The following is a 19544-nucleotide window of genomic DNA, read 5'->3' as shown; positions in this document are numbered from 1 at the left end:
TCCAACCCGCCGCTTTTGGACGGGCCGTGGACAATTGTCAGCCGACTAGTGCTTGACGGCCGAATCTTAATTCATATGCACCCCTTGCACCGCAGAGACCTTATGTCGGCTTGGCAGACGCCGTATGCGGTTATGCTCAACCCGGGTGATCTCGTCTTCCTGACAGGCGGCTGGATCTCCTGGTTTGATCTGGCTCGGTTCGAGGTGGTGACTTCCCCGGTGGCGTTCATCGCGATGTTGTCGCGGCCAGACTCCCTCCTTCGGCGATTGTTCCGTCGCCTCATGGCCGGCGGTTGAGTACGGATGGCTGCATCTGGCCACCATCACCGATATCGCCAGCCGGCTCGCCGGCTGGTCAACCAACATTTCCAAGCGCAGCACCCTGGTCGATGCCCTTGATGCGGGCCTCGCTGTCCGACCAGGCCAAGTCGTAAAGCTGCTCCGGCCGGTCCACGAGCGTGTTGAGCAGCAGTTCGAGGGTGCTGGTCCCGATGGTGCGCCAGACGCCCTGTCTGCCGGCGTCACCCACTTGCAGCGGTGTTCGCCTCGCCGGCCGAGCATCGGCAGCAAAAACCGAAGGAGCGTCGATTGCCGGGCGAAGACGTGGTCGAGTTGATGTACGGGGTCGCCGAGATCCGGCGGTCAGGTTATGGACTCGATGCCTTATGGGTCATCACCTGTAGGGCGTTTCGCGGGTGCTCTGGGGGTGCTCCGGCGTGATGGACAGGGCCGGCGCTTCATGGACTCAGCGGGACGCCATCCCGCTGAAGCGGAGGCCTGACCGCGAACAGATGGACTCACGCGACCTGGTTGGACGATCGCCCGCATCAAGGCCTGCAACAGTTGCCGCCCAACCACGACCCGACTGTCGTCATCTCGATGGATGCCCTCGTACGGCGCCGACGACGGCTCGGCGGGGTGGTCAATGAATACCATCGGGCAGCCTGACCAGATCTTCAAAGGCTAGGTCACAGGTATGAACGGGATTTTGAAACGGTACAGGCGTCAGGTTCCGGGATGGTTTGTTCGAGTCGCCCCTCTCTTGAATTTCCCAATGGTTGGCTGTTGATAAAGGTTCTTGATTGTGATATGTGATGTTTGCGGGGGCGTCATGCTAAATGGTGCCAATTTCGGTGAATCGGACACGGGTTGGGGCCTGTGGTGGGCTTGTCAGTCCTGTTTGGCATCTCAGATCGTTGCGGAGGGGTCGCCGCCATTGCGTCCGAAATACATGCCTCTTAATCGGCGGTGGACGACCCTGATTGAGCGGCGAGTCCTCATAGAGCATGCGTTGGTCTTCAGGGGTATGACAGTTTGTCGCGCTCGGGTTGGGCGAATGATTAGGGAGGATTAAAGTTGGGACCCGGATAGTTCGAACGCGTGCCAGCGGTGCTGCGAGGCTGCAATAATGGCTGACCAAAAATGGCCATCCGGTAAGCGGGGACGCCCCTGATTTTATTTATTGTTTTAGGATGTTAGCCTCGGCCCTTCGTTAAGGGCGCGACAAACGGACTGACCACCAGGATCGACACCCTTAACCCGCTCAACCAGAAGACGTCGGTCACGTACGCCCCAGAGTGGGGCCTTCCACTGGAGGAAACAGATCCCAACGGCAAGGTCACGGTCAACGCATACGACTCGCTCGGCCGGCTGGCAAAGATATGGTTCCCGGACCGGCGAACCACCACCGATCCGAGTATCAGGTACACCTACGCCATTACCAAGTCGCAGGCGACATGGATCCGTACCGACCGCATCTCAAACGACGGTAGCTACCGTTCCGAGTACGCGATCTTCGACGGCCTGCTGCGGGCTCGGCAGACACAGCAGCCTGGCCCAAACAACGGCCGGCTGGTTACTGACACCTTCTACACCGCCACCGGCCAGGTGAAGCGGAAGAACGAGAACTACTATGCGGCTGGCCTGGCCTCGGGTGTGATCCTTGATGAGGACGAAATCCGCAGCGGCGAGGTCGACGGACAGCAACTCTACGTCTACGATGGCGCCGACCGGATAACGGTGGAGATCTTCGCCGTGGCCGGTGAGGAACGCTGGCGAACGACGAACCGCTACGGCGGTGACCGCGTACACGTCGACCCACCTGCTGGCGGTACACCAACCACCACGCTGCAAGACGTCCAAGGGCATACCGCCGAGTTGTGGCAGGCGCGGGACCCACGACGCACGACTGGGTACGACAAGATCAAATACGGTTACAACATTTCTGGACAGTTGAACAGCGTGGTAGACGCGGCTGGCAACACGTGGTCGTTCACCTACGACCTTCTCGGTCGCAAACTGAAGGCCGTTGACCCGGACGCCGGCACAAGCGAGTACAAGTACGACAAGGTAGGCCGGCTCACCCGGATGAAGACCGCCACAGGCGACCACCTGTACACCACATTCGACAAGCTCGGCCGGCGCACCGCGGTCTACCTCGGCGACGGCGATAAGGGCACAAAGCTCGCTGGATGGACATATGCCACCTGCCACAAGGGGCAGCTTTCGTACTCTCAACGCTTCGACGGCGGGAGCACTTACAGCATCGTCTACCCGCTGCGAGACCATGCGTACCGGCCGACAACGACGAGGTACGTCGTGCCAGCCAGCGAAGGCAAGCTTGCCGGAAGTTACGAGTTCACCACGACGTACAACCCGGACGGCACGATGCAGGGCAGCAGTTCGCCGGTCAGCGGTGACCTACCGGCGGAGTCCTTGTGGTACGGCTACGACGAGCTTCAGCGTCGCAACTGCTGGTCGCACCCGAACGCCACCATCATGCTCGGTGGCCGCTCCGGTGAACTGATAAAGATCAACGAAAACCTCTGGAAGCTCCAGGACGACGACGGCTCGAAGATCGAGCGGCTGACCGGGGCGACCAACGGCGACAACGACGGCGAGTACTGGAAGGTCACCACCACCGACGGTACGGAGTACTACTTCGGCCAAAACCGCCTGCCCGGCTGGACCGGGGCGACTGGCCAGGAGGAGACCCGATCGGTGTGGACCATGCCGGTGTACGGCGACGACGCCAACGAGCCGTGCAACCGCACCTCCGGGTTCACCGACTCGTACTGCGACCAGGCGTGGCGCTGGAACCTCGACTACGTGAAGGACATTCGGGGCAACGTGATCTCCTACTTCTACGAGCGGGAGACGAACCACTACGCCCGGGGCTTCAAGACCGACGTCGACGGCGACGCCTACCACCGGGGTGGCTACCTGCGGCGGATCGACTACGGCGAGCGGGACAACGCGGTCTACACGACCGACGCGCCGGTGCGGGTACGCTTCGACACCGCCGAGCGGTGCCTGCCCGGTGGCGGCGTCGACTGCGACCCGGCCGACCTGAACGACCAGACCGCAGCGTCCTGGCCCGACGTGCCGTTCGACCTAAACTGCGCGGCACAGACGCACTGCAAGCCAGAGCAGGCCGCGCCGAGCTTCTGGACGCGCAAGCGGCTGACCCAGATCACCACCGAAATCCGCTCGGGCGATGCCTGGTCGCCGATCGAGTCGTGGGAACTCACCCACGAGTTCAAGAACAACGGCGACGCCTCACGTTCGCTCTGGCTCGCCAACATCGCGCATAAGGGCCATCAGGACGGAACCACGATCACCCTGCCGTCGGTGGACCTCGTCGGCGGGCAGATGGCAAACCGGATCGAGACCGACCCGAACATCTCGCCGCTGATCCGGTACCGGCTGCGTACGATCTACACCGACTCCGGTGCTCAGATCGACATCAACTACAAGCCGACGGACTGCTCCTCCGGCCCCCTACCCAAGCCGGGCGAGTCGACCAAACGTTGCTTCCCGGTCCGCTGGAACCCGCTGGGCACCGACGAGCCGATCAACGACTGGTTCCACAAGTACGTCGTCGGAGAGGTCGTGCAGACCGACCGCACCGGCGGCAACCCGGACATGGTCACCCGGTACGACTACGATGGCGACGCCGCCTGGCGCAAGACGCCGCCGGACGGGATCACCAAGTCCGAGGATCTGACCTGGGCGGAGTGGCGTGGCTACCGCAACGTCACGGTTCGCACCGGCGACGTGCAGACCCTGCACACCCGGACCGACCACGTCTTCCTGCGTGGTATGGACGGCGACAAGACGTCCAGCGGCGGCACCCGCGACGTCACGGTGAAGGACTCGACCGGAGCCGACTACGTGGACCGGGACGAGTGGGCTGGCCACGAGCTGGAAACGACCGTCCACAACGGCGAGTCGGTCCTGTCCAAAACAATCAATATGCCGTGGCTACACCATACCGCCACGCAGACCGAGTCCTGGGGTACCCGACGTGCCTACCTCGGCGGTACCGAAACCACCCGGACGCTGGAGCAGCTCAGCCCGGACGCGCAGGGCCAGCTGCGCTGGCGCGAGAAGAAAACGGTCACCAGCCACGACACCACCTGGGGGCGGGTCACCCAGGTCGATGACCTCGGCGACATCAGCACCCCGGACGACGACAAGTGCACCCGCCCGACCTACGTGGACGCGCCCGGCCGGTACCTCTACTCCCTGGAGTCCCGCTCGGAGACCGTCTCGGTCCGCTGCTCGGTGACCAGTCCGAACCGGGCAACCCAACTGGTCAGCGACAAGAAGACCTCCTACGACGGGCTGGCCTGGGGCGCCGCGCCGACCGCCGGCAGCCCGACCAGGGTCGAGGAGATCAAGAGCCACGACGGCACCACCGCGACCTACGTGACCACCTCGGAGTCCGTGGTGGACGGGTACGGGCGGGTGACCAGCGCGAAGAACGCGCTCGGACACGTCACCCGGACCGAGTATCTGGAGACCAACGGGCTGACCACGCAGACGAAGGTCAAGAACCCGCTGGACCACGAGACGGTGACCACGATCGAACCCGGGTTCGGCAACCCGACCCGGGTGGTCGACCCGAACCTCAAAATCACCGACACCGAGTACGACGCGCTGGGGCGGCTCGTCCGGGTCTGGCAGCCGGACCGGTCCAAGGACGCCGGCCAGACCCCGAACGTGAAGTACGAGTACGTGATCCGGAAGGACAAGCCGGTCGTCATCAAGACCGAGAAGATCAAGAACGACGGCACCTACGGCGTGGGCTACCAGCTCTTCGACGGGTTGCTCCGGCCGCGCCAGACGCAGGCGCAGGGGCCTCGGGGTGGCTGGCTACTCACGGACACCTACCACAGCGCCACCGGCAAGATCGCCAAGAAGAACGACGCCTACTTCGCTCTCGGCACCCCTGGTGACCTGCCGATCGTGGTACCTGAGGGCTCAGTCAACGGGCAGACCGGTTACGTGTACGACGCCGCCGACCGGCCGACCAACGAGATTACCTTCGTCGCGGGCGACGAGCGCTGGCGTACCACCACCAGCTACGAGGGCGACCAGGTGCGGGTCGACCCGCCGGCCGGCGCCACCCCGGTCACCACGGTGACCAACGCCCAGGGCAAGCCCACCGCCATCTACTACCACCACGGGACCATGCCGACCGGGCCGGCCGACGTGACCCGCTACACCTACACGCCTACCGGATTACTCGCGACCGTGACCGACCCGGCCGGCAACCTCTGGCGGACCAGCTACGACCTGCGCGGGCAGAAGATCCGCACGGAGGACCCGGACGCCGGCACCACCGTGTACGGCTACGACGACCTGGGCCAGGTCACCTCGACAGTGGACGCGCGCGGCGGTACCGTCTCGCACGTCTACGACAAGCTGGGCCGCAAGACCCAGACCTGGCAGGGCGCGGTCGGCAGCGGCACCAAGCTGGCCGAATGGGTGTACGACACGGTGGCCAAGGGACAGCTGTACTACAACGCCCGTTACATCGGCGGCAAGACGTACGGCGTCGTCAACGCCACGCTCGACGCGCTCTACCGACCGTTGAAGACCAGCTACGTCATCCCGACCGAGGCCGGTGCCGGACTCGCCGGCACGTACGACTTCACCACCGTCTACAACTCCGATGGCACCGTGCAGAGCGTCGGGCTGCCCGCCGCCGGTGGCCTCGCCGGCGAGGCGGTCGTCACCTCGTACGACAGCCTGGGCCGGCCGACGACGGTGGCCGGGGCCACCCCGTACGCGAACGCCACCAGCTACGCCGACACCGGTGAGCTGCTGCAACTGGAGTTGAACACGGGTGGTAAGAAGACCTGGCTAACGTACAGCCACGAGCGGGGCACCAACCGGCTCGCCGGTATGCGGCTCGAACGGCAGGGCGTGGCGACCATCGACCTGGACACCCGCTACCACTACGACGCTGCGGGCAACCTGCTCTCGGTCGCCGACACCCCGGCCAACGGCCCGCGCGACATCCAGTGCTTTACCTACGACCACCAGCGGCGGCTCTCCTCCGCCTGGGCCACCGACTCGGCGGATGCCGACCCGTGCATGGGCGGGCCGCAGACCAGTGGCGTTGGCGGACCAGCGCCGTACCACCTGAGCTGGGAGTTCGACGCGGCCGGTAACCGTACCCGGGAAACCGAGTACGGCCCGACCGGCGTCGCGCCCACGGTCCGTACCTACACCTACGCGCCGACGGGATCGCCCCGACCGCACGCGGTGAGCCGGGTGGAGGAGTCCGGACCGACCGGGAACACGGTGTCGGAGTACGACTACGACGCGGCCGGCAACACGATCGCGCGGCGGGTGGCCAGCCGGGTACAGGCCCAGGTGCTCACCTGGGATCCGGAGGGACACGTCGCCTCGGTGACTGAGGGCGGGCAAGCGACCTCCTTCGTCTACGACGCCAGCGGCTCCCGCATGCTGCGCAAGGAACCCAACGCCACCACGCTCTACCTGCCCGGCATGGAACTACGGCTGGACCTGGCCAGCAAGACGGTCAGCGGCACCCGGTTCTACGCGTTCGGCGGCCGGACCGTGGCCGTGCGCAACTCGGGCGGGGTGCACTTCCAGGCCGCTGACCACCATGACACCGCCACCTGCACCATCGACGCCACCACCGGCGCGATCAACTGGCGGCGGACCACCCCGTACGGCGGATCCCGGGGCGCGCAGGCGACCACCTGGCCGGACGAGAAGGGCTTCGTCGGCGGTACCCGGGACAGCACCACAGGGTTGGTGCACCTGGGGGCACGGGAGTACGACCCGGCAACCGGACGGTTCCTCAGCGTAGACCCGCAGATCGACTTCACCGATCCGCAGCAGATCAACAGGTACGCCTACGCCAGCAACAACCCGGTCGGGATGACCGACCCGACGGGTCTGTTCAACATCGGCAAGCTGATGAAGAAGATCATCCGGAACGTCCGAAAAACGATAAAAAGCCGCAAGACTTGCACCCGGAACGGGTACTGCGTCGGCGGCCCACGCGAACCGACACTGGAGGACATGAACGACGACTTCCCCTACGACCCGAAGCAGAAGCCGACGGCGGAGGACTACCGGCGGAAGGCGCTGGCACACCTCATGCTCGGTGCCTGCCGTGGGGCCTTCGCAATCGGTGACCCGGTTTGCTCCGACATGGACGACAACAACGAGGAGTTCAACCACTACCTCGACGGTGACGGGTCGGACTGGCACTTCAACCTCGAAGAGGCGTACCGGGAGGACCCGCTGATCCGGCAGAGCGTGGACCTGGAACTCGCCGCGCTCCAGCGTGGAGCTGCGGAGCTGGTGAAGACCACCGGGCTCACCTCGTTCCAGATCACCGGAGAGAACCACCGCTGGGATGGCGGGGCGAAGACCTGGAACTGGCAGGCCGCGTTGGGTTCGTACAACCGGTGGAGCAGCGCGGATGTCACAGTGGACGGCGACAAGGTCACCATGAAGGTGACCATGCACGGTGTGGACCGGTGGAACTTCAACAACGGCGGCACGTTCATGGGTATCCCCGACGAGTACTTCGGTAGGCTGTCGGTGGTGGGCCTGGCCAAGAACTACACGCTGCGCGGCAGCATCACCCGCGAGATCACTTTCTCGCTCGGTGGCTCCACTCCGCCGACGGTGCAGGGGCCGCCGGCGCCCGGTCGGACCCAGAGTGAGGGCAACAGATGTCAGAGGTTGTGCCTGTGACCCGGCGTATCCATTTTGTCGTCGTGGCGGCGGCGGTGCTGGCCGGGTTGGCCGGCTGTCAGACCACTGCTGGGCGGCAGCCTGGTCGGGTGGCATCGCCGGCCGGTCCCGGGACCTTGTTCAGCCCCTCGCCCGCGCCCAGTGGGTACACCTACAGTGGCCCGGCGGAGGGGATGGAGCGGAGGACCATCGCACCGGATGGGCTGCTCGGCCTGGGGCTGCGGGTCGGCGAGGATTCGGCCGGCAGCGACCGGCTGTCTCCCTGTGGTGATCCCGAGCCCCTGTTCGAGTGGCTCGGGCTGGGCTACCTGCGGGAGTGGGAGTCGGGTCAGGACACGCCCGCGTGGACCTACGTCAAGCAGTACACGATGCCCTTCTTTCGCGACGAGCAGGTCATTCCGGGGAACCAGGTGGTCGCCGAGGTGAAGAGGCGGACCACCTGCCGGACGTACGACTCGCGTGAAGGTACGCCGAGGTTGACCGGCGAGCTGGTCCTGCCCGCCCTGCCGGGCGTGGACGCGCAGTGGGCGTTCTGCGAGCGGATCGCCCGCTCGGCCGACCGGGCCTACCAGGCGTGCACGGTGTACCTGGCCCGAGCGGAGATCGTCTCGAAGGTCCGGGTGCGTACCTCGGAGCAGGCCGACGCGCGGGAGCTGCTGCCCCAGGTGGCGGCGGTGGCGGCGAAGGCGCTCGCCGGCCGTTGACCGTGGCGGTCCCCGCTTCCGCCGCACGGGTCGGGGACCGCTAAGGTCAGCCACCGGAGCTGACCGCCTGCCCCGGTCTGTCATCCGAACGGCTCTGGCTCACATTCGACTCTGGCTCACATTCGACTCTGGCTCGCTATCGGTGGTGACGGAAGAGTGCCTTTCGGCCGAGCCGGATTTGATGTCGGAGGAGGGCCAAGCCGGAGCTTCCTGGCAACCGTTCTTCTGAGGGGCGGCGGTGGGAGCAGGTTGGGAGCGGTCGGCCGCTCCCAACCGCGCTGAAAGGCTCTCAACAGGGCTGAGCTGCTCGTATCGTCTTGCCCTGACCTGCGGCCCGCTACGTTCGTGCTGGTCAGGCCATTGGGGACCGTTCCTTGACACGGAAGAGGTCAGCTGTCCTTGGTCAAGTGGCGTTGTCTCGCATTGTCGCAGGTCGGGGTGCTGGCAGTAGGCGAGTTGTGATGCGGCTGGAACCAGATGCACCGCACTCTGAGAGCAGATTGGGAGCAGCGCGAAGACCCCTTCTTGGTTGCGGAAGGGGTCGAATCCCAGCAGCCAGTGCGACGTCCGGCGGCGAGTCGTAGCTCGCGGTGACTTCCGAGGTGCGCCGGACGGAGGTCGTGGACCTCGGCGGTCACGATCGGACGAGCCAGCTCAGTGAGGGCTTACCCTCCGCGGCCAGCGGAGTGTCGGAGGGCGATCTGGCGGGCGGCTTGGGCCGGTGTGAGGTGTGTGGTGTCGACGACCTCGGCCTCGGCGTGTAGCCACGTGCGGGCCGCCTCGGCGTAGGGCTGGAGGTATTTGAGGCGGAACGGGGAGGGGATGGGGTGTGCCCCTGCTATGCGTGCGCGGAGGGTGTCCTGGTCGGCGTGGAGTACGAAGTGTCTTACCGGGATGCCGTGGTGGGCGAGACCTGTGCTGATCTCGCGCCAGTACGGTTCGATCAGGACAGTCATGGGCACCACTAGGGTGCCGCCGGTGTAGTCGAGGACCCGCCGGGCGGTCTCGACAACGAGTTGCCGCCACGGTGGCCAGTGCTGGAAGTTGTCTGTGGCGGGTAGTCCCGGCGTGATGTCCATGAGTGTCTCGCCGACCTTCTCGGCGTCGAACACCCGGGAGTCTGGAATCAGTTGCTGCACGAGCACGCTGGTCGTCGTCTTGCCTGCGCCGTGGGTTCCGTTGAGCCATACGATCACGGAACCCATTCAACGCCCGCGAGCAACCCGACGGCGTCCGCGTCGGCCCATACACGCCCTCGCCACTTGGTCTGCCGATCGTCGCGGTCCGTCCGCCACTCGGCGGGAAGGCCGTGGTTCCGCCGTGGGGAAGCGGCCGGCGGTGAGACCTATCGCCGTTCTGTGCACAAGCCCCCCGTTTACCCCCCGAAAACCCGGCGAATCGTTGACGACGAGTGACAAGAAGTGGCGAGCGTCTGGCTATGTCTGTGCAGCTCAGCGCCAATGATTGGCAAGCATTGGCAAGCTAAGTTTGGCTACGGTTGGTAACAAGGGGTCGTGGGTTCGAATCCCGCCGTCCCGACAGGGTATAACTGCAGGTCAGAGGGCTGATTCGAGTAGATCGAGTCGGCCTTCTCGGGTTTCTGGGGACCACCACGGTCAAGTGCGCCATCTGGTAGCGCTCCTTGACTGCTGGTCGAGTTTCAGGTGGCTAATCGGGTCATCTGCCGAGTTGTTCGTTCTCTGTATCAAGGCGCCGCGCAAGCGCGGCGCACCGGGCGGCCTCGCGCTGGCCTGCTGGCGGCCTCCGGCCGGCATCGGCCCGCGCGGTCCGGCCCCACCAGATCTCAGATGCTCACAGTGAGACGTTCTGTGATCATCGTGCTGTGGAAGTCTGGTCACACGAGGGCAAGCTTTACGAGGTGAACTCGCTCTACTGTCTGCCCGAGGACGCATAGCACTACGAGCTGACAGGGCGCTGCGGAGCTGCTATTACCGGCCCGCATGCCGCCGTCGCCATACCCGACGCGACCCCATACGGCGGTCCCTTCAAACCACAGCCCGCCCACCTGGCCGTGGTTTATGTCGGCGAGGGCCAGGCACCCTGGCCCATTCTGCGCCGATTCCTCGACCTGGTCGAGTCGTCAGGGGACATCGTCGACAGCCAGCCCGGACCGACCGAGAGCGCTGAGCTACCGCTGTCAAACAACGTTTGGTGGCATAACGGCCAGCGGTTCGAGGTCAACTCGTTCCACCTCGGCGACCATGGCGCCTGGTGCTACGAGCTGCACAAGGGCGATGCCCAAGCCGAGAGCAACGATTACATTCGAGGTCCGCATCCCCGACGCCTCTCCGAGTAGCGGACCTTTCATCCCCGAGCCAGCCGCCCGCGTCACCCTCATTGCGCATGGCGAATGGACACTTCCCTGGCCAGTTTTCAAGCGCTTCATCGACGCGATCGAGGCGTCGGGCGACATCGTCAGCGAACAGCCAGAGCCAGACGGTCAGGTTCGGGACCGGCCGTGACGATCGCGTGGGTGGTCGGCCGCAGTCGAGGGTCGGGGCGATCGCCTGCCGCGCCGCTGCGCGGCTTGCCACCGAAGCATGTGGTACAGGCGCGCGGTGAGCCGGCGGTACGCGTAGCCGCCCCGGCCCTGCCTGGGCCGGGGCGGGAAGCCGTACGCGCCGTGCAGCCGCGAGCGGTAGCGCCTGAGACGCCAGCAGCGAGCGGGAAACCCCGAAGCGGAAGCGTAGGAAACCGGCGATACTTCCTCGCCATGAGCGCACCCTTCGTTCTCGCACAGCCCAGCGGTCCACGATGGGCCATTTATCCTCTTGAGGACTTGTTCGGCGAGGGGTACGTCTACACGGCCGCGACCGATCTACACGATGGCGACATGAGCGCCTCGACCGTTGCGCAGTTCGAGCGTCTGTTTGTCGGGCAACACCATGTCGGCATGACGAAGTTCGTCGAGACGCTCGCGGCTGACTGGTCCGGCTGGGACGGGGTCCGCCGCTGGCAGTCGCTCGAAGACGAGCTTGAGCTCGACGCATGTCACGACCGGCGGGGCTACGTGTCGCTTGGGGTGACACTCCGAGCGTCGGGCCTCTACCTGGACGACACTCGCTGGTCTGCGCGAGCCGTCTTCAAGCTTGAGGCCGGTGAGGAGATGACGCGTCTGGCCGCCGACCTGGCGCACTTCCTCCGGCCACAGCCCGGCTAGGAGACCGTGCCTGGCAGGGCCGAGGCATTGCCGAAAGCCGTAGAGTCGAGTTGCCCACGGCGGGAAGCTGCCCTGTTTCACCAGGCTGAACGGCGTGCAGAGTACGTGCAATGATCTTGACCGACTGGCGAAGTGGGCACCCGAACGCCCACGTCACCGCCATGCCCGCTGCCGTGTCTCAGTCGCCTTCCTAATCCGCGTGTTCGATGTCTGCCTTGACGCAGCAGTAGGCGACGCGTAGATGTGGGGCATGTTGCCCAGCGGGGAGAGGGCGGAGACGCGCGAGCAAGCGGATCGCCTGACGCTGATCAGTCGGTGGGGGCACTTCGTCTTGGACCGGCCAGTCTTCGTACAGCTAGGAGAGACCATTCGGACCCTGGATGGTTACCTCTTGGTCGAGCGAAACAACGGACAAGTCGCCGCATACCCGGGCTACGTGAATCGCTGAGCTGCAAAGACGTGTACTCGGAGTGCTACGGACTATTTACGGACTGATCTTGTAAGCGAGCGGCTGAGCGTGAACCGTTTCAGCAGGTCAGAGGGCCGCACACCGGCTGGGCCGTACTCCATTCCTAACCCGCGTGGCGGTGCCATTTGCGCCTGTCCCTGGGGACCAGATGGGGACCACCACGGTCAAGTGCGCCGTCCGTAGCGCTCCTTGACCGCTGGTCAAGTTTCAGGTGGCTAATCGGGTCATCTGCCGAGTTGTTCGTTCTCTGTATCAAGGCGGCCCGCAAGCGGGCCGCGCCCGGCCGGCCTCGCGCTGGCCTGCTGGCGGCCTCCAGACGGCATCGGCCGCGCGGTCCGCTGACGGGACCATAGACGAGGACTGAGGCGGGACGATCGCCGGCGGGGTTGCTCCCCGTTGACGTCAGGGCGATCGCTGCCGCGCAGCGGAGCTGCTTGCCTCCGGAGTCTGGTGGGCACCGTCCGCGGTTTGATGACGACGAGGACCAGGGCGTGACATCCCCAAATGCCCGATCCTCTACGCCACCCGGCCGGCGTCAAGTGCGCTGCGCGTCGGCACGCCGATGGCCTACGGCAACCCTGACCCCGACCGTGCGCCGCAGTCCTCGGCACCTACCCGGGGGATGGGGGCAGTCTTGTGGCCACCTTCCGGAGGATGGACGGTGTACGCCTGGGAACTTGACGCAGGTCATCGTCGCCAGGAGAGGATAGGCGGGTGTGGTCCTCCCTTTCGACGCCACCTGCTATTCCCGCCGGCGCCCTCGCCGCAGGTCCCCAACCGATGCTTTCCGCCCGGGGCGGCCTGCTCTTGCGACCGTGGAGGCCTTCCGATGCGCCGGCCTTCTTCGTTGCGTACCGGGACCCCGAGATCCAGCACTGGCACACTCGCCAACCCGCATCTGAGGCCCAGGTCCGTGAGTGGTTCCAACAGTATCGCCAGGCCTGGGAGCAGGAGACGGGCGCGAGTTGGGCGGTGACGCGCGGCGGCGGTGAGGTGCTGGGGCGCATCGCCATGGGCAGCATGAATCTCGATGACGGTGTCGCAGGGTGCGCATATTGGGTGCTCCCGGCCGCTCGCGGAGCAGGCGTGGCCTCCCGGGCGCTGACGGCCTTGAGCGCCTGGGCACTCGGCGAGGCCGGTTTCCATCGTCTGCACCTGGTTCACTCAACCCGCAACCATGCCTCCTGCCGCGTCGCCGTCAAAGCCGGGTTCCTCCTAGAGGGCACCAAACGCAGCGACGCCATCCACTCCGACGGCCGGCACGACATGCACCTGCACGCCCGTATCCGTGGCGACGAGTGACTCGCCTGATCCGGATTGCCTCCGGCCGGACACTGGCCGTGCAGTCCGCATCCAGTCCGCAAGAGGTCGACGGACGGCGGGGAGTGGTGAGAGATGTCGAAAAGGCCTTTCCGCTGCTAGGGGCCGACTCGGGCAGGTCGCTGGGTCGCCCAGCTTGATCCCATGATTCCTCGGTCGCCGTGCCCGTTGCGTGCCCGTTGGTACGGGAACCGAGGGTCAACGATTGTCAGCTTCTGGCCGTGGTCGCCATCATGGCGACGCAGGTCAAGCAGGTCATTGCCGAACGGCTTCCGCGCTTGTCCACACTTCCTAAACCGTTTGGCGGTGCGTGCACCTGACCGCGCATCGTCCACCACCGCGCATCACGTGTGGTCCCCACGTGGTCCTCAGAATCGCGCACGGTGAGGAAGTGTGGACGCGAGTGGAAGCCGCTCGATGGCCTGGCTTGACGTGCCCCGGCGCACTGGCCAGCACGTCCAGAGTTGACCGCCGATGCCTCTCGGCGGCACGCAACGGGCACGGCGACCGAGGAATTAATAGATCAAACTGGCCGCGAGTTCGGCATCTTCTCCGCCGGCACCTATGGCGGCATGTTCGGCGAACACGCCAGCGGTGGGTTCAAGGGGCGCTTCCGGTCACTGGACATGTACCCGGAGAGCGCGAAGACGGCGGCCTACTTCACCAAGGACGTCGCGTTCCGCTTCTCGGAGGCGATCGACACTGCCGCCGGAAAGCTGGGCTTTACGTACCAGATCCTCTACGACGACTACGTGGTGGCCCGCGAGTTCAACGCGCGCGCCCAGGCCGGCAAGGGCGCCGAGCACGGCCGGATGGGCAACCAGGACAACGTCACCGAGGAGGAGGTCCAGCTCCCCGACGGTACGAAGGTGAAGCGGCCCGGCAACCTCAGCTGGCACGGCCCGTTGGTGACGCACTTCCACGTCGACTTCTCGAGTCCGTACGACGCCGACGACGACTCAGCGGAGTGATCACCGGATACCACCGGGCAGTCTGACATGATCTTCGAAACACCAGGCCACAGCCACTAAAGCAAGTTTTGGGACGGTATACGCGTCACCTGCGCGGACGAGGTTTTCGGCAAGCAAAAGACAGCAGAGCAACCAGTCCCTCGACGCTGGTCACAGTCGGGGCGGTTCCTGTGCCGTTACGGACGGAAAGCGCGCCGGATCGGCGGCGCGCAGCAGGCCGTAGCCAACCCCGGCGATGCCGGAGAAGAAGCCGGCGATCTCGACATTGCGTGGTAGACCGCAGAGCCAGCCTCGCTCGTCGATGGCATCCATGATCCCGCTCGCATGCCGCTGGGCCACCTCGGCCAGGGCGGGGTCGGCGAGCTGCCGCGCGGCAAGCAGCAACAGTTCCAGGCTGCCGAAGTCGCCATGACACATGGACAGCCCGTACCCGAATCCGCGGTCAATCGTGGTGCGGATGGAGGTATCCAACTCCATCCGCAGCCCCGGATCGTCCAGCACCGGCATGGTCAGCAGCTTGGCTATGCCGATTCCCGGCGCGCCGTGACACCACGCCACCCGATCGGTCGTCACGTCACGCTCCGACTCGATCCGTACTGCGGCGACCGGCTCGACAGCGTGCCGGACATCCCGCCAGTTGCCGGTGGCCGGCTCGAACAACTCCCGCTCGTAGGCGACCGCCCGGGCCGCAGCATCCCGGTACCGTTCGTCGCCAAGTACTCGGGTGGCGGTCGTCAGCGCCGCAGCGATCCCGGCCGTGCCGTGGGCGAAGCCCGCCAGTGGTTGGCTGGCCAGCCCGTTCTCCTGCATCAGCCTGGGCAACCAGCTGGCGCCCGCACCGTACGGCTGCTGGTTGTCGACCAGGTGGTCGGCGGCCTTCCGGATCAGGTCGAGAATGCTGCCGGCACCGTTGACCTGATGGAGCCCGGCCAGCGCGAGCAGTGAGCCGGCGGCCCCGTCGGCGACCGCGAACTCGGTGTCCTGACCGATCGTGCGGCCGATCCGGGCAGCCAGCGTGTGTGCCTCCCCGAGAAGCTCCTGATCCGCCCACAGCTCGCCCAGGTGGGTGAGCGCGTACACCATGCCACCGAGGCCGCACAAGCCGCCGAAGTCGGCGTTGGCGGTGGGATGTACGCGGCGAAGCGCTCGACGACGGATCTGCCGAACCGCCGCAGCCGCCGCTTCCCGGGCGAGCCCACGTAGCTGCCGGTCGCCACTGGCCTCGGCGTAGTAGCCGAGGAAGAACGCGACGCTGAGGACACCGTCGTACATGCTCGGGCTGAGTGCCCCCACCGACCACGTACGTGGACGGGTACGGTGCGGGCCTATCCACAGTGCCTCACCGTCGGCGCGGACCGCGATCTCGGCCAGTCGATGCGCCACCTCAGCCGCGCCAGCCAGGAATCGGTCCGGATCGGTCGGCCGGTCGGCGGGGCGAAAGTCGTAGTACGTATAGATTTGCGTCTCGCCACGCTGGAGCGCGTTGGTGGCGATGCAAGAGCGAACCAGCCAGAGCTGCCGGGCCAGGTCTGCCTCACTAAGCTCAGCCAGTGTGGCCAGCGCACGGTCCAGACCGGGTTCCAACGGTACGTCGGGCAGCGGAGAACCCGCGCTGTCGTACAGCACCGGACCGCCTGCGGTCGCCGCGAACACTGGAACGTCGTTGCGCCACAGGTCGCGCCGCTCCGCCTCGATGACGCCGGCCAGCCCCGGCCGGTACACCGCGTCCCGCCAGAGCCAGTCGAAGTGTCGTTCCCGGTCCAGGCCTCGGCGAAGTACATCCGGATGGAACGACGTGTCCAGCAGCATCGCGTACGTCACCGTGTCCCGGATCAGCACCCGAATCTCGTCGTCAGCGAACGTACGCAGCAGTTCCGTCACCTCGTCGCGGTGCCGCAGCAGGGTGCGGTACACCTGTGCGAAGCCGGCCGATACGTCGTCGCTGTAGTCCAGTAGGCGTAACTCCTCGTCGCCGGTCACCGGGCGATGCGCGGGCGTGCCGAGATCCTGCCGCTCGATCCGTATCCGCATCGCGTCGGTGCCCTCGGCGTGTATGTAGGGCAGCCGGATCGGCGAGCGTTGCCCCGGGCTCCAGCCCAGACCGCTCAGGTCCACGTTGCCCTGCGCAGTCTGCCAGGTGCCCGTGGGCAACAGCCCAGCCTGCAGAACCGAACCACTGGTCAACTGGGTGATCGCCTGTTCGGCCCCCGACTCGCCGACCATGACCAGCGTCGACAGGCCAGGCTCAAACAACGTTTCCAGGTCCACCAACACGGGCTGGTCGCCGTCTGCGATCACGTTCTCGCCGTGGAAGTCGGCGGCCCGCACCAGGTAGAGCAGGGCCAGAAGGCCGCCCTGACGGCGGTAGAAGCGGTGGAGTTCGACGGTGTCGCGACACGGACGCGCGGTCACGAACTCGACCCAACCGTAGTCACCACGATCCAGATAGCGCAGCGTTCGCAGCGCCACTCCCTCGGTGTGCGCGTTGACCCATTCGAGTAGGCGCTGGAAGTGCACGTCCACGCCGACCGGTCGGGGCTTGTAGACCACTCGCAGCCCGCTGGTAAAGCGCACCATGCCCACCGACTGCCCGTCTCGGTGGTTGTCGCCGAGGCCCGTGGTCACCTCCGCGACCCGGCCCGGATCGGTCCCGCCCGCGAACTGTTCGGACAGGGCGGGCAGGTCCGCCGCCAGCCGGTCGAGCAGCCGGGCCGTCTGCGCCAGCCAGGCCCGACTGACCAGTACGAGTTGCCGGGCCAGCACCGGATAGCGGCACAGCAGAGACCACCGCCGCACGGGGGTACGCAGCTGGTGCAGGAAATTGTGCAGCCGCTCGGCGGGCGTGTCACCGGACAACTGCCCCGTGACCCAGGCCACGCCGAGCTCAAGCATCGTGGTGCGGCAGAGCATCGCGTTGAGGCGGGGCAGCAACCCACCGGCCAGCAGCACACTCGGCAGTACGGCCGGATCGGCGAAGGTCGTCTCGTAGGCAGCCAGGTGCTCACCCAGCTTCTTGAGCATCACTGCGGCGATCGGCTCAGCAACGGCCAGGAACGGAAAGTCTTCTGCTCGCCATGGCGGAGAGTCGGCCAGTTCGTTGCGCGGATCCGCGTACCAGCCGGCCAACTCCCGTACCCACGGCAGTGCCGCCAGCTCGATGTCCGGATCACCGGCGGCCATACCGTTCGCCGAATCTGGTGGTGCGGCTGCCTCTGCCGCAAGTAGCCGGGCGAGGGTGGGCTCGTCCAGCCTTGCCACGGCAAGACGGGTGGCCCACAGCCACCCGCCTTCGGTGGAGCTTGTGCCGGCCTGATCGAATGAGACCGCCGAGCGCCAGTCCCGTAACCGCCGCCGTGCCCTGATGAGTTCGTCCGGGCCGGCGTGCACCGACCTGTTCAGCCACTCCGACAGCGTCTGCGCCGCATCAACGGGAAAGCCAGTCAACGGAATATCAACAGGCACAGCACGCGGGACCGGTGCTGGCTGGTCCGGTGTTGCAAGGGGTCATATAGGTGCTACACGCCTCGTACATCTCCACCAGCTCGGCCAGTTCGGCGTTCAGGTCCCCGGCCGGGTGCGCCGGTAGCTGGGCAAGTTGATCTGCGCTGAGTGTCGCGCGGTAGTCCGTGTCGGTCCAGGCACGGACCACATCCGTTGTGGGCATCGCTGTCCTCTCGCTCGGTGCTCCACGTCGAGCAAACATAGTTCGACGGAAATGATTGTCTCACCGACGCCGGTGCTACGCATTCCAGCAGCCCACAAGTGACGAAACGGAACATACCAACCGTTCCGCATCTCTGCCTGACGAACTACCTCTGGTGCACAACGGCCGCTCGGACCGCTCCGCAGTCGCCGATCGACGCGGAGGACCGGCCCTCTAATCCGCCCTTTGTAGACCTCCTCGATCCGCAACTCCGGACTAAGGAGACGATCGTTACGAGTTCAGCGGGCGTGGGCGGCCGCACGGTGGAAGGACGGCCGGTAGTCGCCACCTGTGACAGTTCGTTTGCTGTGGCGGTGCCGGGTCCGCGGCAAGGGGAATTGGCTGCTCGCCGGAGAGAGGCGACGACTACGGTGCTGCTATGGCGGCGTGGGAGCTCTGGCGGCAGGATGACAACGGCAACCGAGTCCGGTCGGGCGTTTTCGCTGATCGAATCGAGGCGCTGGCTAGGGCCCTGGTGCTGGAGTCTGGTGTGCTGCACAAACAGATCTACTGGGTCGACGGGCCGTCCGATCCGGTCTGCCGCACAAACCGCGACCTCTACCGACGCCTTGTTTCAGAAGGCGAACGTATGAACGCGGCCGCGCGTAGTTTGGACGTGTTCTTGCGTGCGTGGTGGCGCGTCGCCCGGCCGCTGTCGGGTCGGGTCTCGTTGGACCTGGATACGGTTGCGGCGATGGTCGTGGCGGCGGGCAGGGTCGAGCCGGCGCAACTGCAGGTTTCGTGGCGTTCCGCCTCGTTTCGCTACACGGACAAGCCAACGTCGTATACCGACTGGGAGGCCATCGTGCTGTCTCAGATCACGGACCTGGCCGACTTCGCCGATCAGGGCCCGCTGGACGAGTACGCCCGGTTCGGCATTGACGCCCCCCGGCTGGCAGGATGTGCGCGAGCCACGGACCTCCGCTGGTACAACTTTGACCCGCAGGCGTACCTGGAATGCGGGATGGCCGGAGCACTGGGCGGTTGGAGCGAGGACGATGGCCTACGGAAAGCAGTTCCTGGCCCCGTCGTGCCGTTGGTGAACGAACCGGAGCCGGGCGAGCACACCATCGGCTCCCTCGGCTGGGTCGATCTCGCGGAGCTGGCCCGGTGCGGGCAGGAGTACGAGTAGCGGACTGCGGCCGAACTCAGCCCTACATACCGATTG

Annotated in this window: 11 protein-coding genes; 7 read left to right on the top strand and 4 right to left on the bottom strand. The window is 66.0% G+C overall.

Annotation, left to right across the window (positions count from 1 at the left end; translation table 11 throughout):
- Nucleotides 1-355 precede the first annotated feature (355 nt).
- Nucleotides 356-529: a hypothetical protein gene (locus FHR38_RS01490; protein ID WP_184532108.1), complete on the bottom strand. Its 174-nt coding sequence runs from the start codon at nucleotides 527-529 to the stop codon at nucleotides 356-358.
- Nucleotides 530-1887: 1358 nt separating this feature from the next.
- Between FHR38_RS01490 and FHR38_RS01485 the strand changes: the two genes are divergently transcribed.
- Together FHR38_RS01485 and FHR38_RS01480 are read left to right on the top strand one after the other, a co-directional pair.
- On the top strand, nucleotides 1888-8028 hold the full coding sequence (locus FHR38_RS01485) for an RHS repeat-associated core domain-containing protein (RefSeq protein WP_184532106.1): 6141 nt from the start codon (nucleotides 1888-1890) through the stop codon (nucleotides 8026-8028).
- On the top strand, nucleotides 8025-8732 hold the full coding sequence (locus FHR38_RS01480; protein WP_184532104.1) for a hypothetical protein: 708 nt from the start codon (nucleotides 8025-8027) through the stop codon (nucleotides 8730-8732). The genes FHR38_RS01485 and FHR38_RS01480 overlap by 4 nt, the downstream gene beginning before the upstream one ends.
- Before the next feature lie 665 nt (nucleotides 8733-9397).
- Here FHR38_RS01480 and FHR38_RS01475 read toward each other — a convergent pair.
- On the bottom strand, nucleotides 9398-9928 hold the full coding sequence (locus FHR38_RS01475) for an AAA family ATPase (RefSeq protein ID WP_184532102.1): 531 nt from the start codon (nucleotides 9926-9928) through the stop codon (nucleotides 9398-9400).
- A gap of 836 nt (nucleotides 9929-10764) precedes the next feature.
- Between FHR38_RS01475 and FHR38_RS31815 the strand changes: the two genes are divergently transcribed.
- From FHR38_RS31815 to FHR38_RS01455, 4 genes are all read left to right on the top strand, one after another.
- Nucleotides 10765-11049, top strand: coding sequence for a hypothetical protein (locus FHR38_RS31815; protein WP_246446232.1), 285 nt, complete (start codon nucleotides 10765-10767; stop codon nucleotides 11047-11049).
- Nucleotides 11050-11586: 537 nt separating this feature from the next.
- Nucleotides 11587-11913 (top strand): DUF6228 family protein, encoded by a 327-nt coding sequence (locus FHR38_RS33455; RefSeq protein ID WP_184532100.1) that lies wholly within the window; start codon nucleotides 11587-11589, stop codon nucleotides 11911-11913.
- A gap of 1249 nt (nucleotides 11914-13162) precedes the next feature.
- Nucleotides 13163-13684 (top strand): GNAT family N-acetyltransferase, encoded by a 522-nt coding sequence (locus tag FHR38_RS01460; RefSeq protein ID WP_221448877.1) that lies wholly within the window; start codon nucleotides 13163-13165, stop codon nucleotides 13682-13684.
- A gap of 482 nt (nucleotides 13685-14166) precedes the next feature.
- Nucleotides 14167-14673, top strand: a complete 507-nt coding sequence (locus FHR38_RS01455; protein WP_184532096.1) for a hypothetical protein — start codon at nucleotides 14167-14169, stop codon at nucleotides 14671-14673.
- 150 nt (nucleotides 14674-14823) lie between these two features.
- On the opposite strand, the gene FHR38_RS01450 is transcribed toward FHR38_RS01455, so the two are convergent.
- On the bottom strand, nucleotides 14824-17931 hold the full coding sequence (locus tag FHR38_RS01450) for a type 2 lanthipeptide synthetase LanM family protein (RefSeq protein WP_184532094.1): 3108 nt from the start codon (nucleotides 17929-17931) through the stop codon (nucleotides 14824-14826).
- Between the two features lie 193 nt (nucleotides 17932-18124).
- Nucleotides 18125-18337 (bottom strand): mersacidin/lichenicidin family type 2 lantibiotic, encoded by a 213-nt coding sequence (locus FHR38_RS01445; protein ID WP_184532092.1) that lies wholly within the window; start codon nucleotides 18335-18337, stop codon nucleotides 18125-18127.
- A gap of 418 nt (nucleotides 18338-18755) precedes the next feature.
- Between FHR38_RS01445 and FHR38_RS01440 the strand changes: the two genes are divergently transcribed.
- Nucleotides 18756-19508: a hypothetical protein gene (locus FHR38_RS01440; protein WP_184540501.1), complete on the top strand. Its 753-nt coding sequence runs from the start codon at nucleotides 18756-18758 to the stop codon at nucleotides 19506-19508.
- The last annotated feature ends 36 nt before the right edge of the window (nucleotides 19509-19544 follow it).

This window comes from Micromonospora polyrhachis, from assembly GCF_014203835.1.
Taxonomy (GTDB): Bacteria; Actinomycetota; Actinomycetes; order Mycobacteriales; family Micromonosporaceae; genus Micromonospora_H; species Micromonospora_H polyrhachis.
This window is presented reverse-complemented; position numbering and strand designations above follow the sequence as displayed.